The organism is Pseudoalteromonas sp. Cn5-37 (assembly GCF_021532495.1).
Taxonomy (GTDB): Bacteria; Pseudomonadota; Gammaproteobacteria; order Enterobacterales; family Alteromonadaceae; genus Pseudoalteromonas; species Pseudoalteromonas simplex.
The window spans coordinates 1-14,714 of record NZ_JAKGBA010000043.1 but is presented as its reverse complement, the minus strand read 5'-3'; the positions used below and the strand labels follow the sequence as shown (position 1 = coordinate 14,714).

The 14,714-nt window shown below is 40.6% G+C and carries 11 protein-coding genes and 4 pseudogenes; 5 read left to right on the top strand and 10 right to left on the bottom strand.

Translation table 11 applies throughout. From position 1 onward, the window contains the following. Positions 1–469, bottom strand: a 469-nt coding sequence (locus L1266_RS20860) for a helix-turn-helix domain-containing protein (protein WP_235378278.1), incomplete at its 3' end; no start/stop codon positions are given. A gap of 77 nt (positions 470–546) precedes the next feature. Between L1266_RS20860 and tnpA (L1266_RS20855) the strand changes: the two genes are divergently transcribed. After that, on the top strand, positions 547–1,002 hold the full coding sequence (tnpA, locus tag L1266_RS20855) for an IS200/IS605 family transposase (RefSeq protein WP_206769683.1): 456 nt from the start codon (positions 547–549) through the stop codon (positions 1,000–1,002). Between the two features lie 447 nt (positions 1,003–1,449). Here the strand turns inward: tnpA (L1266_RS20855) and L1266_RS20850 are convergent, their stop codons facing one another. The 3 genes and pseudogenes from L1266_RS20850 to L1266_RS20840 form a co-directional block, all read right to left on the bottom strand. Then, positions 1,450–2,247, bottom strand: coding sequence for a hypothetical protein (locus L1266_RS20850; RefSeq protein WP_036973972.1), 798 nt, complete (start codon positions 2,245–2,247; stop codon positions 1,450–1,452). Positions 2,248–2,331: 84 nt separating this feature from the next. Further along, entirely contained in the window at positions 2,332–2,547 is a 216-nt protein-coding gene (locus tag L1266_RS20845) for a hypothetical protein (protein ID WP_036973973.1), read from the bottom strand. A gap of 438 nt (positions 2,548–2,985) precedes the next feature. Next, a pseudogene (locus L1266_RS20840) lies at positions 2,986–4,212 on the bottom strand (RNA-guided endonuclease InsQ/TnpB family protein). A 38-nt stretch (positions 4,213–4,250) separates the two neighbouring features. Here L1266_RS20840 and tnpA (L1266_RS20835) point away from each other — a divergent pair. From tnpA (L1266_RS20835) to L1266_RS20820, 4 genes are all read left to right on the top strand, one after another. Then, positions 4,251–4,646 (top strand): IS200/IS605 family transposase, encoded by a 396-nt coding sequence (gene tnpA, locus L1266_RS20835; protein ID WP_235378277.1) that lies wholly within the window; start codon positions 4,251–4,253, stop codon positions 4,644–4,646. A 343-nt stretch (positions 4,647–4,989) separates the two neighbouring features. Continuing rightward, positions 4,990–5,724, top strand: coding sequence for a DsbC family protein (locus L1266_RS20830; protein WP_036973974.1), 735 nt, complete (start codon positions 4,990–4,992; stop codon positions 5,722–5,724). A gap of 6 nt (positions 5,725–5,730) precedes the next feature. Then, on the top strand, positions 5,731–6,450 hold the full coding sequence (locus L1266_RS20825) for a TraV family lipoprotein (protein ID WP_051501974.1): 720 nt from the start codon (positions 5,731–5,733) through the stop codon (positions 6,448–6,450). 14 nt (positions 6,451–6,464) lie between these two features. After that, positions 6,465–9,062, top strand: coding sequence for a TraC family protein (locus L1266_RS20820; RefSeq protein WP_235374261.1), 2,598 nt, complete (start codon positions 6,465–6,467; stop codon positions 9,060–9,062). Between the two features lie 255 nt (positions 9,063–9,317). Here the strand turns inward: L1266_RS20820 and ltrA are convergent, their stop codons facing one another. The 6 genes and pseudogenes from ltrA to L1266_RS20790 all read right to left on the bottom strand — a co-directional run. Further along, positions 9,318–10,790, bottom strand: coding sequence for a group II intron reverse transcriptase/maturase (ltrA, locus tag L1266_RS20815; protein WP_138558128.1), 1,473 nt, complete (start codon positions 10,788–10,790; stop codon positions 9,318–9,320). A gap of 689 nt (positions 10,791–11,479) precedes the next feature. Beyond that, a complete protein-coding gene (locus tag L1266_RS20810) occupies positions 11,480–12,361 on the bottom strand; it encodes an NAD-dependent epimerase/dehydratase family protein (protein ID WP_235374262.1) in 882 nt (293 codons plus the stop codon). Positions 12,362–12,493: 132 nt separating this feature from the next. Continuing rightward, on the bottom strand, positions 12,494–12,895 hold the full coding sequence (locus L1266_RS20805) for a hypothetical protein (protein ID WP_235374263.1): 402 nt from the start codon (positions 12,893–12,895) through the stop codon (positions 12,494–12,496). 330 nt (positions 12,896–13,225) lie between these two features. Beyond that, positions 13,226–14,316, bottom strand: a pseudogene (locus L1266_RS20800) (IS91 family transposase). Then, positions 14,313–14,465: pseudogene (locus L1266_RS20795) on the bottom strand (tyrosine-type recombinase/integrase); the annotation flags it as partial. The pseudogenes L1266_RS20795 and L1266_RS20800, both read right to left, overlap by 4 nt. A 25-nt stretch (positions 14,466–14,490) precedes the next feature. Next, positions 14,491–14,714 (bottom strand): annotated as a pseudogene (locus tag L1266_RS20790) (tyrosine-type recombinase/integrase); the annotation flags it as partial.

Sequence of the window (14,714 nt, the reverse complement as noted above, 5' to 3'; positions counted from 1 at the left end):
AGTTTGGGATCTCGAACTTGCCATGCGCTTTAAAGGATAAGTAACCAATATTATTAGTCTTCGTGCCGATAAATAGTCGTAAGTTTCCATCTTCGCAACGTTCGAAGCTGAACACCTCACGAGTAAGGTAGATGCTACCTCGGTCAGTTTTAGGTTTGCGCTTAGGTCGCCCACACACGCCTTTCATGAATTTTTGGTAAGTCTGATACCAGTTAACCGCACTGTTTCGGATAATCTGACTAGGGCATCGAGATAGCCAAGGGGTTAACTCCTTCGACTTGAATTGTGATGTTTTCTGGTCAATTGGGGCATAAGTGCCCGTTGGGTAGTATTTACGTGCAAAGGTGCGGTAATACTTTTCTTCGTCAACTTTGGCATTCCAAATACTGCGTGCGCAACCCATCCACTGGCTTAAAACCAGTTTTTGATATGATGTTGGGTTAGCACGTAGCTTAATGCCAGTTAGCATGCTCTTTCCGTAGGTTGTCAATTGCGGTAACTATTATTACACTTAGCGTTAAATTGTCAATCTAGTCTATAAGTAAAATGTACGAATGGAGAACAGGCAGAAGCTGCCTATTTAAAAATAATGCTCATCTAGTATTTGTTACAAAATACCGAAGAGACGTTTTCACTAAAGAGATGTTAGATAGAACCAAAGAGATAATGGAGGAAACCTGTAAGCAAATGGATTGCGAGCTTTTAGAGTTTGGTGGAGAACATGACCACGTTCACTTAATGGTGTCTATTCACCCCAAAGTTGCTGTATCGAATTTGGTTGGCAAATTAAAAGGGAAGTCGTCATATATACTAAGGCGTGAGTATTGGAATCGGATTAAGACGATGCTTTGGGGAAATCACTTTTGGTCGCCTAGTTATTGTGTCGTGTCATGCGGCGGCGCGAGTTTGGATGTAATTAAGCAGTACATTGAAAATCAAAACACACCGCCAAGTGAAAGAGCCGTAAAAACTTCACGCGCTTTAAGTCAGAAAAAAGACTAGTTACCTCTTGCTTGACTCGCCTTTGAAAGGGTGAGATTGCGCAAGCCTAATGTTCAATTTTGGGTATGGTATCCACCCTTTTCCTTGCTCAATCTGTTTCCAAATAGCTAAAGGCCTAAATGGTGCTGCTCCGATACCATCCAAAGACCACCGAAAAGATAAAAGCACGGCATGTACTTCACTAAAGTAGTAATTAAGGTTCTGAGGGTTTAGTAAGGCTTCTGTATACATTTCTAAAAAAAGCTTTCTTTATTTTAGGGGGTAGAGTTACATCGTTTTGAATACACTGAACACCTTCATGCTCAGCTTCTCTACCCTGCTCTACTAAAGATTTGAAACGCTCTGAATGAGAAATGCTTTCTTGTGTTAGCTGGCAGGCGTACCTTACAATTTTATCTAAATGCTTAGGCTTTAAAGTATTCGGTTGCAAAGCAACACGATTGTACCCTACAGTATCAAACGCCCGAGCGTGGAGCGCTCGCTCATGTTAGAGCTAATTCTAAATAGCCAATCTCTTAGCCTTAATGTATTTTCTACACCAAGCACTTCCCAACGTTTCAACTTTGCAAGGTTAGTAGCTGTTTTATCTTGCTTTGAAACGATAGTACAAATAGAACACCCGTAGCGTGCTTTGCCATTGCAACCTGCCCCACCACTTTGACCTGTAGCAATTTCGCAAGTCTCACTTGTACCATTACCGTATATCTCGATTAAAAGACCAAAGTTTGATAAGAAACCTGGTATGTCATAGCAAGATCTTTGTAGTGGTTTTGAACCAGCCAAGCTGAGCAAAAGAAATACATCATCAGTCTCCCAGTCACGAATTGGAGCATAATTGTAGACTTTTGAGTTTCCAATAGACTGTGATGTCATTGAGTTCATTAAATCTTCTGCAGACTTACCTTTTAGATTGTGTCGCTCCATATTCTTTGACCTACGCGAAGACTCTTTTTCCCTAGAACCTAAGCAAGAAATAATTGGTGAACTGGCATAATAGCCATACTTCTTTGAGTGCCTAATAGACTCTACAAGAGAGTTAACAAAGTGTTCGTTTGGGTTAACCTTTAAAATTACTGAGCAATCACCGGAGCGAGTTGGTGTTGCTGGAATTTTCTGGCCACCAACGTACCTAATGAAGAATTCATTGTTCAATGAAGGTTGGACTAATTTAAACTGAATATTGATACCTACAGACTTAGCATATTCAAGCATTCTCTTACTGGCATAGTTAACAAACATTTGCATAGGTATCGCTTCTGCTTTTGTATTAACTGTCGATACGATCAATGGGCGTTCTGGTTCAATGGTTTTTGCTGCAATAGCTTGACGTTAAGCCTCCATCACAATTAGCAGTGTAACTGTCGAGTCTTTCCCAAACGAACATAAAGAAGTAATTATTGCTCGCTCATTTTCAATTAGAGCTCTTATATCAGCTACAGATGAAGAAAAGGCTTGAGCAACTAATTTCTCTCTACTTACTTGGTTAACTGTTCCAACAACAACGCTATCAATGATGTCTATTGGATTAACTTTGAAAACACTCACTTCACACTCCAACTTAAATTTTGTAACTATGGTCACATAGGATATAGAACGTGCTTTGATTGAAATGATAACTAAATATTCTCCACGATTATTTTTAAAAAAAAGTCATACAGAACAATAACTAAAATATATTTACACTTAATTATTCAAGGTGAATTCGCCAAAATATAAACTCGAAAAATCATAAAGCCAACCTCAATCAATTATAAAAAACCTTAAATATTCGCCAGCCACAAAAAAACAAAAAAAACCATACTATCAAATAGTTACATAATGCTAACTCAAATTATTCAGGGTGAATTCGCCACTTATTCGAGGTTAATTATTTCAAAAGTGCGCGTTATGGAATCGGACTTACTATGGTCTTAATCGAAACGTGAACTACCCAGCGACATCGATTCACTCTGATCACAGGGCTTCTACAGTCTAGCTTAACAGCTAGGCAGCTTCTTTTTTCTCAGATCCAAAATCCAACTTCGATAATTCAAAGACTTTCGTTTTAACAGATTGTTTCTGCTGAGATGCGGGTGTTACCCTTGCGACGATTCCAGCCGCAATTATATCTAATTCACCTGTACTAGCTATGCTTTTAGCTGCAGCTAGATCGCGGCTTTGATACGCTCCGCAAGCCGCACAAGTAAAACGCCTATCATTCAATGTTAAAACATGGCGTTGCCCGCACTCCGAACAAATTCCAGTGGATTTTTCAAAACGACCTATTTCATGATAGAGCTTGCCTTCTAGCTCAGCTTTGTACTTTGAAAGCTGAGTGATCAAACCCATCACGTTATCTGCAACCATACTACCATTGAACTTTTGCATCGCTTTTACGTTTAAATCTTCGAACACTAAAATATCATTTTCATTGGTTATCTGTCGTGAAGTTTTGTGCGCAAAGTCCAGCCTTTGCCTTGAGATTTTACCGTGTAATTTATTGATGCGTTGTTTTGTTTTTTGCCAGCGATTTGAACCTTTGGTTCGACGTGCAAGCTGGCGTTACAATTGATTTAACTTCTCTATTGCTTGCTTTAAAAACTTCGGGTTGTCGGCCACGAAACCGTTCGAACCAACCACCGTTTGCTTTGAGTTGATGTCAAAGCCAGTGATAGTTTCCAAAACTTGTTTAGCCGTTTTGCATTCCACTTCCTGAGTGATACTGCATTCCCATTTTCCGTGACGATATTGAACAGTGACGGTCTTAATTTTGCTCACTAGCTCACGATGCAGAACGATTGGCACTTTGCCGACCTTCGGAATACTGATAGCGCCATTTTCGATTCGAATGCAATTGGAATTATTGACGGCTCGAAACGAGTCGTTGTGAAGTTTTTTCTTTTTGTATGAGACTTTATGCTTTGGAAAGCGCTGCAAACGAACCTTTGAAAAAGCATTCTTAACAGCAGTTTCTAAATCGCGAGCAACCTGCTGAGCCGCTGCTGAATCAAAAGATTTAATCCACGCAAACTCTTCGAAAGGCTTTAATTCCTTAAGAAGCGAGGCCATTTCTTTGTAAAACAAGAACGTCTTATCGTACTCATATCGACGCATATTTTCAGACAACAACAGATTCCAAATGCCACGCGCTGTCGCACCAAACTCAATAAGCTTAGCTTCTTGCTCTGGCGTAGGATTTAGCCTGTAGTTGTATCTGAGCGTCTTTTTCATATACTGTATAGACTACTGTATAAGGTCGAGTTGTCAAGTTGGAATATGAAACTAAATCTCACTGCAAATATATAATTGCACTTCATTTAATTCTGGTAGTTAAGTACAGAAAACCTTTACTAAACGGAAATCTGGGTGAGTTTGTTAAGAAAACGGTTTTCGATGTTTCTCTATCTTCTGACTTCAGGATCGAAGAGATTGAAATAGACAAAGATCACATTCATATGCTGATTACAATCGGCACTCGATATTCTGTAGGCCAGTACGCAAGGAGGATTAAACAAGGGACAACTACTAAAATCTGGAAATCATTTCCTTACCTCAAAAACCAATTTTGGAAAGAGAAAACATTTTGGTCTGATGGATACTTTGTGTGTTCTGTAGGAAATGCTAGTGCAGAGATAATACGAAAATATATTCAAGAGAAGGGGTGACACCGATTCATCCCCGCGACATCACTTCGCTCTGATCACGGGGTTTTCTCGGTGAATTTTCGATAAACTTTATTCGTTAAGGTTGGTATATATCAACCTTAACCCTAGATCAGTATTTTACCAACCTAAGGCTTTATCATGCCTAAAACTAAGTATTTAGAGCTTTGAGTATCCTAAATTCACCTTAATTTGTTGATTAAACAAGCATATCAACCATCGAGTTAGTAAAATTCTGTTTTGTCCAAATCCATGAAAAAAAGTAAAAATCAGTAATTAATCCCCCCTTTTCACTCTATAGCCAAGATTACAATGACATGTATGTCAATTTAAAGAGTAAGTCACAATGTCACTAAAGAAAACAATTACGGCTATTGGTCTATTAGCAACTGTAAGTCTTTTAAGCGTATCTTCAATGGCGAAATCAATTAATCCGAAAGAATTAAAACAAACTCTTTCTCAAAAAGGTGATATCGAAGGTATTCAAGAACTCCCTGTTGAAAACTTAATGCTGGTTAAGACTAAATCAGGACAAACATATTTTGTATCTAAGAATGGCCGCTTTGTATTTCAAGGGCAGTTAATTGATACATGGTTTAGACGAACTATTGATGAATTGAGCGAAGCAAGAAATGCTCACCGTGTCCCTCTTGAAAAAATGGGCGTAAAACTAGATGAGCTTGCAACACTATCATTTGGCAACCAAGACATACCCAAGCAAGCAACAATATTCGTTGACCCTAATTGCGGATACTGCCACGCCCTGTTCAATAAAATTCAGCAATCTCCAGAAAAGTACAATGTCGACTTTGTACTAACAGCGATGCTGGGCAGCCAATCTTTACTTGAGTCTAAACGCCTAAATTGCGCTGTTGATAAATCTAAAGCTGTCATCGACCTTATGAACAAGACAAAACTAGCAACAGAAATGAGAGAAGACTGCGATGCCAAGGCTGTTCAAAAAGCACCTATCGTTATGGGATTGCTTGAGGCTAGAGGGACCCCATTCCTAGTTCGTGAAGATGGTTTAACCTTTAATGGGCTACCAAGCGATTTTGATGCATGGCTTGAGATGGAGTAACTAGCAATGAAACAAATCTTTAAAATCAGCTCAATTCTAGCCATAGCCTCATTATTTTCTGGGTGTTCAGCATTTACGATTGGTGAAGAGGAATTTTCATGTGCAGGTAAACCAGAACTTGGTCTCTGTAAAGGGCCGATGGAGGTTTATGAGTTAACCAACAATCAAGACCACCTTGAGCACATGATGACTGCAGAATATGCAAAAAACGAAGGTGAAAAAAAGTCAAATTCAGAAGGAAACCAAAAAATCATTTACGTTAATAGTGAAGGGGAAGACATCACATACGTATATGAACCAAGAAGTTTGCGAAGACAAAACGCACAGGATTATGACAAAGCCAACATTGTTGGTATCGCTAGCAATGACACAATGTCATATTCGAAACAATCACACGATGAGTTAGATGACTTAAGAACTTTCAATTACGTTCCAAATGATATCGCGCCAGAGCCTCTCGCTGTTCTAGAAGAAGCTAAAGCAATGCGTATTTATGTTGCTGCTTGGGAAGATAAGTCTGGAGATTTGAATATTCCAGGCTTCGTTTATGTTGAATTACAACCAAGACGCTGGGTAACAGGCCATCAAGCTCAAATGCGCCCAAGTCGAGTATTACCATTTCAAACAATAAAGAAAAGCAAAGTAACAAGCCAAAGAAAAGAAACTATGGCCAAAGGTATCGATCCGTTGAGCATTTCTAGACCTCAGCCTGAGGCTAATAAGTAAAATAGGTGTATAGCATGCTGAATAAAATCCAAGAAGCTATCGAAAAGATATTGAATCCAGATATCGAAGAAACCCAGCAGAATTTTGCTGGCCCCCTTTGGCGAAGCACCATTGAAGATCAGCAAAAGCTTCTCGGAGGTAATAAAGCCGCAGAATTAAACTGTGTAATGGAATATATTAAAGAATATCAAATGTTCTTAATGGAAGGGGGATACATTGGATTTGTTATCGCCTGCCAACCAACTAACGGGGTAAACAACGAAATAAGAACAGCCTACGAAGGCTTTCTATCTGATGAGTTTCCTCACAACACATTAATTCAACTAAGCCTAGCTGCTTTACCACGAATAGATGGCTTTCTAAATGGTTACAGGCAACTACGAGGGAAGCGGATTGGTGGTGAAGACGGTGAGCTTGCTGATGCAATGAGCGAATCAGTAATTAATTATTACTCTAAAGCAAGAAAAGAGTCTCTTGATAAAAAATCAGGTATCCGGCCAAGAGATTTTGAACATTGGATCACAGTAAAAATCCCAGTTAAAAACTTTATCCCTTCCGATAAAGAGCTCAAAGAGTTCCTAGAGATAAAAGATAGAACATATTCAATATTCGAAGGGTTAGGCTTAGCCCCATTGATTTTAAATGATGAAGAATGGCTTTCAAGAATGCAGACTTTCTTCAATCACTCACCTAATGCGCTTTGGCGAGATAAAGTAAAAATCAACAAGCTTGTCCCACTTGGTGCGCAAATATTAGAGCAGGGCGGAATAATTAACCGTGATGAATATGGTCTAGAATTTTCATCTTTAGATGAGAAGTCAAATGGATTTGCTTCAGTCATGACCCTCAAGCAAACACCCGATTACTTGAACTACGGTGATATTATAAACCTGCTAGGTGATTGGCGTTTTGGCAAGCGAACGGTTGCTTGGAACCCATATTTAATGACGCTTAACGTACAGTTACCAAGTATTCATTCGGCAAATGAAGAATTTGAGCGCCGTAACAAATGGCTAAAAAAACAAGCAAAAGGAAAAATGCTGGAGTGGGTTTCAACCTTAAAAGACCAGGCACAAGATTATTTTGCAATCGAAGATGAACTGAAAAACTCAAGATTATGTAAAATTAGCCTTGATTTAATAATCCTTGGTGAAAGTAAGAAAGAAACATTCACTGCGACTAGGAAGCTGCAGGCATTCTTCAAACGTAAAGAGTATAAGTTCAACATAGAAACAATTTTGGCGCCTAGCACTTTCTTAAACGCTTTACCTCTTGGACTTGATGATGAATATATAAAATTATCAGACCGGTTTGATGAATGGACGGCAAAAGGGGCTGTATTTTTATTACCACATAGCGCGAGTTGGAAAGGAAACACTTCACGGCCAATTCTAGAGTTTGTCACGCGCTTTGGGCAAATATTCGGTTTAGACATATTTGAAACAGATGGTTCCTTTAATGCACTTATTTGCGCTCGCTCTGGAGCTGGTAAGTCATTTTTCAATAATAAGCTAATCACTTCATATCTAGGCTCTGGTGTTAAAAGCCGGCTTGATGTGGGCAGCGATACTGACGGCGCTCAAGTGTTTGTTATTGACAAAGGCCGCTCATATGAAAACTTAGCAAGCCAGTATAAGAATGCTCAATTCATTGACTTCAATGAGAACATGAAGTTTTCACTTGATCCATTTGCAAATATTGACGACTTTTATGGCAAAGAAGGTCAAGCAGCAATGGTTCATTCCTTGCTGAAAGCAATGGCATCAGAATCAGGTGATTTAAGTGATTATCAATCTACAGAAATGCTTACAGTACTCACTGAGCTTTGGAACCTTAAAGGGAAAAGTTCATCAATCACAGACTTTTCTGAGCTGTGTGAAAAGCACCAAGATGTTGAAATAAAGAGGATAGGGCGCCAACTAAAACCATGGTGTGAAGGCGGAATTTTTGGAGACTTTTTTGGTAAGAAATACCCACCAATAAACTTCAAATCACGATTAATCGTTTGTGAGATGGATGAACTATCCTCGCAACCTCACTTATCACAATGTGTTCTGATGAGCCTTATCAACGCAGCTCAACATGCAATGTTTTTATCAGGCAACAAACAAAGAAAACTTTTCATTCTCGATGAAGCTTGGGAATACCTTAAAGACAAGCCGGGTAAAATCAATTATCTAGCCGAGTTCCTTGAAACTGGTTGGCGTCGATTCAGGAAAACACGTGCAGCTGGCATTTGTATCACACAGAGCTTACTTGATGCTTACCAAAGCCAAGCAGGGATGGCCATTGTTAACAATAGTCCATGGAAGTTTATGTTGGCCCAGGAACCGGAAGCCGTTGATAAACTCAAAGAGTTAAAAGCGTATGATGGTACAGATCAAGACTATGATTTAATGAAAAGCGTTCATACTGATAAGGGCCATTACTCAGAAATCTTAGTGAGATACGGGCAATCGAGGGAAATAGTTAAGCTTTTTGTAGATAAAGAAACTCAACTAGTTTACTCAACAGATCCAGATGACAGGGAGTTAGTAGATAAGTTTAAGTCTCAAGGTTATTCAATTAAAGAAGCTCTAGAGCTTGCAAATAAAGAGAAGGGTAGGGGGTAGTTACCTTTGTACATACACGTATATTGAAATAGTCTTAGCTTGCTCTTTCTGGTTGGACTAACACTGGTTGGACTAATAGAACTTAATTAAATCTGACAGTCAATTGTGCACTAATTGCTGACCGTGGTACTAAAAAGTTTCTGTCGGATAGACGGCACTTGTTACCAAGTGCCGCCCTCCTAAGAACCGTACGTGCAACTTTCACCGCATACGGCTCAAGCCTCCACTAAGGCAACATAATGTCACCCAGCAATGTCACAAACTTGCTACGACAGGTTGGATCCAAGTATTTCGTCCGTAATTATTGGTCTTCCTATTCCCCAGGTAATCCCGATATTTAGGATCGTACGGGGTTGACGCACTTCGGATCTTAACGTGTCTTTTGATTGGCGTTTTGTTAATTTGAGCAAGAATGAGAACTCGTATTTCATTGTTTATCATTTGATAACCATGAAATAGCCATTGACCATTTAAACCTTGAAAGTATTTACGGCCAACCCACATTCTGCTTCTACGGGTATGACGCCGCCGCGCCCACCGCCATAACGCCCAGAAGATCTGATGACCTACATAGGTAAAGGTTCGCTTTGCCACACAATGGCGATAATAATTCGCCCAACCGTGCAACTTTGGATTCATTAGTTTAATGAGATCTGTCGTTGATACAGTTGCGTGTGCTCTGATAAGTTCACGCATGTTACTTAAGAATGACAGCACGTTGCTCTTGCTTGGTTTAATAAGCAGTTTTCCTTTGTACTTTCGAAGGTTAAACCCTAAAAAGTCAAAGCCGTCATCAATATGGGTAACATGTGTTTTCTCCTCAGATAGAGTTAACCCTCTTTCCTGTAGAAACTTAACTAGTCGCGGTTTAACCTCATTAACGAGCACCTCTTTCGATGAGCCTGTAATAATGAAATCGTCCGCATAGCCAATAAAGTTTATCCTTGAGCCTGTTTGACGCGCGATTGACTTAACCTGCTTTTCCAAGCCCGCTAACGTCAGTAACATCAATGTTGGCGAGATTATTCCACCTTGAGGTGTTCCTTCATCTGTTCTGTAGAATAATCCTTTGTCGATAAACCCGCACCCTAGCCACTGTTTCAACATTCGTGTATCCATTGGAATGTTATCTATCAGCCATTGGTGGCCAATTTTATCGAAACATGCCTTGATGTCACCTTCGAGTACCCACTGCGCTGAGCTTGGTTTACACAAACACTTAAAGCATTGTGCAATGGCATCAGCCGTGCTGCGATTCGGTCGAAACCCGTAGCTATTTGGGTCGGCAATGGTTTCAGATATTGGTTCCAAGGCTAGAAGATGTAACGCTTGTTGCGCACGGTCTATCATGCACGGAATGCCTAATGGTCTGAATTTGCCGTTTTTCTTAGGGATATAGATGCGTCTGAGCGGTTTGGCTTTATAGCCTTTTCTGCTCAGTTGGTTAACTGCCGCAAGCTTTTGTGCATCAGAGTTCCAAATGACGCCATCAACACCGGCTGTTCGTTTACCTTTGTTTTGTGATACTCGTCTGACAGCAAGTAACTTTGCTGACTTCGAGTGAGTCAGTATCCATTGCAGCGCTTTCGCTTTGCCTTGTTTACCTTCTCGAATTGCCTTTGCAATGCGCATTTGAAGCTTTAACACATGTTGCTCAATAGCCGTCCAATTGATGGATTGCCATTCGCTTTTGTCTGAAGAGGCACTAACTTCAAGCGAAGTCATCATTTGCGTTTCCTCATGAATAAAGTTCTTCAAATCATCTTGCAACGGGAGACCAGTTGGAAGTGGGCTCACTTTCGTGCCAGAAACAATTCTGTATCTACATCATTACAATGCAGCATTGGCTTTTTCCAACCTCCTTTACCTGCACAACTATCGGCAATCTTCACAGATAGCTTTCCCATAGGGAGAAATACAGGCTTACCTTGTTCCGTATGTCGCGCAATATCAGGTTAGATGCCCACTATAGTGCGGAGAGCATGTCGATCACGAAAGAGCACTGTCCAATCTCTTTCCTACTCCCATTGCCGTTTGGCCACAGCGTATAAAACCACTTCCGCTGCTTCTCGTATAACGCACCTTACATGGATTCACATACGTTCATCATACTGATTCCCTAGCACTTACCCAATTGTGGTTATCAGGAAGAAACGCCTCTCACGATTTGTTTCCCGCCAAATTGGCTTTGTTACATTGTTTGGCTCGCTGCTTTATTCAGAACCATAGGGTCATCTGGTGATACAGATGGTTCACTCTTATCGCGGTGAACAGCGCTTCATACGACTTCAAGTCGCACGGACAGAAACACGTTAGAGTATTTATTCGGTAACGCCGCATTAAGGTGTGAGCGACGCTTGGCTATACTCGAGCGAAGCGAAAACGCCAAGCGTTGCGAATCACTCTTAAATGCTTTGTTAGCTGCGTTTTGAAACTGGCAAAACTTCTGCCGTTTCTGTATCGAGCATTTCTAAAACACTCTCAAAGCCATGTTTTGGCAACCAGCCTAACTTGTTCTGCGCTAACGATGAGTCATATACACGATCCAAAGTTTCGGGTAATTGCCACCCTCTTTGTCTAAAGGCAGAAGCTATCTCCGGACACCTTTGTGCGAGAACTGAGCTTGCATCGTTATACAAAGCTTCGCAATCCAAAGGGTTAAAAGGTGTTGCACCCGAGATGATAAACCGATTAAAACCACTTAAACGTTTTTCTACTGCACATAAATGAGCATTTGCTACATCACGAGCATCGATACCACGAGTTAAGCGAAACACAGCCATTAAGTCCGCGGGCTCTGGAAAACACCTAGACATTTGTAACACTGTCACCGGAAGATTGAACAGATTTGAAATTTCTTTAAGTTTGATTTCAGCTGCAATTTTGCTTTTGTGATAAATCGATTTCGGTTGAGGAATAGTTTGCTCGTTCACCCAGCCAGTAACACCTTTAGGTGTTGAAGCATAACCGTACAACGCTGTTGTACTGGTAAAAATGAAATGCTTGACGCCTGCTTTTATACCGGCCAAAGCCAGTTTCTCGGTTGCGTCTACGTTGATAGATTGAAACTCTGAATCAGGCAATAAGCCAACATGAGGAGCATGAAGGGCTGCTGTATGAATAATTACGTCGATATTTTCAAGAGCTTCATTGAGCAGCGCACTATCACGAATATCACAAATGTAATCAGCCGTTGAACAAGGTGTTTTATCAAAGCCAACTACGTCATGTGTTCGCATTAACTTGATATAGATTGCACGCCCCACTCTACCCGCTGAGCCTGTTACCAATATTCTCATTTACTACACCTTACTAATTATTGACTTCAAAGCAGCTAACGCCCCACTTATGGGCACAAATACGCAGGCTATAATACGTAGCGAAGCGAAGGGAGCCTGCGTATTTGTGTCCCAACGAGCGCCAGCGAGTGACTACAGTGGTTTGTTAGAAGACGATGTTTCTACTACCTTTGGTTGCTCAAAAGCTAAAACCGAAACACACTCGTTTAAACCAATAATTAGGTATTCCCTCGGATGATATAGCTTACCCGTAATGAAGTGTTCTCTAGTGTTTTCCAGTGCATTCCAGCCACCGTCGATTACTTCAAAACACCAACCAGTTTTTAAGTTACATTCACTCCAAAACTCGCCTAAATCACCTTCATCAAGCACTCTAAAACCATAAATAGCATCGAAATGAACTTTTATACTCCAACTCTTCGATTTAACAGCAATGTTTAAGCATTCTATGTCGAATGTAATTCTGTGAATGTCTACTGTAGAGTCTGATTCGAAATCAGTCTCTACTTTTACAACCTTAGGCTCATAAATCACCGCTAGTCTTCTAACATTTTAGTATTTATGCGACACGCAGTTTGTGTTGCATAATCGCTTGTTGGACTGAGGCGCTATCTGCTCGGTATGTCAGAGTTGGTGCTATTTATGCTATGGGAATTTGCTTTTTAGAGGCTCTAGCTAAATCAGCTAGTTTAATAAGCTTACCTATTATAATTTAAGCTTTCCCTGCATTGCTCAGCGTTTATTATCTATTTATTAAACCGAATGTTTAACCGTTAAGCAAGGATGTTTTTCTTACGCGCAGCCGCGACTAGCCTGAACAGTTAAGCAGGTTAACTCATTGATTTGATGCAGCAAGCAAGGCTACTAACTCGTTCGCGCTATTTTATTTGTCGCCATGTCTGAATTCATCACGCCAATAAATCGTAAGATACCCACTTTACATGACTGGCAAGGCCAATACGTTATTAGTCGTTCTTGCTCACCTTCGGCTTCACCGCTTTGAATGGGGTTGCTGATGCTTGAGCCTTTATTAACCCTAACTTTCGCTTACGGCACGCATTAGCTAAAAAGCCATAGTGGCGAATACGCATAAACCCTTTCGGCAATACATGTTGTAAGTAGCGCCGTAAAAAATCATCACAACTCAGTGTCATGACTTTATCGCGGTTGTTATCTGCATAGTCGCGATATTTAAAGCTCACTGACTGCTCATTCGCTGACACGAACCGCGATTCTGACATCACGCCTTTTCGGGTGTAACGCGCAAGGTAGCTCACGAGCTTTTCACTGTACGTTAAACAGGCTTTGCTATACACACACCACTTTGTTGGGGTGTATATCTTCGCGAATGAACTATCGCATTCATTGAGTTCCGCTAGCATTTTACCCCTAAAGACTGTTGATAACGCTTTTACGGGGTATAAATAGCCTTTTTCTATTTCATGCCAGTGCGCTTTATTTAGCGCCCCTGCGGGTATCAAACAATGCAAGTGGATATGCTGACTTAAGTTATGCCCCCACGTATGCAGTACGCTTGTCATGCCTAACTGACCATGCTTTTTCCGTTTCGCAAATTTACTTAGCGTTTGCCATGTCGCTTTAAATAAACACTGATATAACGCATTTGGGTTATAGTGAGCAATGATATTCAACTCATGAGGGAGCGTAAAAACAAGATGAAAATACCGACACGGTAATAAATCTTCCTGCTGTTTTTGCACCCATTTAGCCGTGGCCATGCCTTGGCAACGCGGGCAATGACGGTCTTGACAACTACACCCAATTTTTTGCGACTCCCCACAGTTATCACATTGCCATGCTTGATAACCGAGCTGACCTGTTCTACATGATTGCAGGTGCTGACAGACTCGCAGTTGTTGATAGCTCATCGTATGATGCTGCCGATAATGCTCAAGATTTGAATTTAAAATATCAGCGAAATGCAAAGCGCTCATTGTTTAGCCCAACCTGCAAGCAGATCAATGCCGCCATGACCTAACTCTGGTAACCAATGTAAATAACTTTGTGTGGTTTTAATATCACTATGCCCAAGCTGATGTTGCAGTTGATGAAGTGGCATACCTGATTCAAGTTGGTGTGTTGCATAAGCATGGCGTAGTGCATGTGGATTACAGTGTTTTAAACCACAACGCTTGTGCGTGTTTTCTCAATGGCTTCCTAAAGGTCGATGCTGACATCGGTTTATCCATTAACAATCGCGAGTAAAACATCCAACCCGTTGGGTGATACATTTTCCAGTAACAACGTAATTGATTTAGTACGCTATCTGAAACTACAACATAACGTGATTTATCCCCTTTACCTTGTTCAATCAATATGGTTTTTCGCTGTC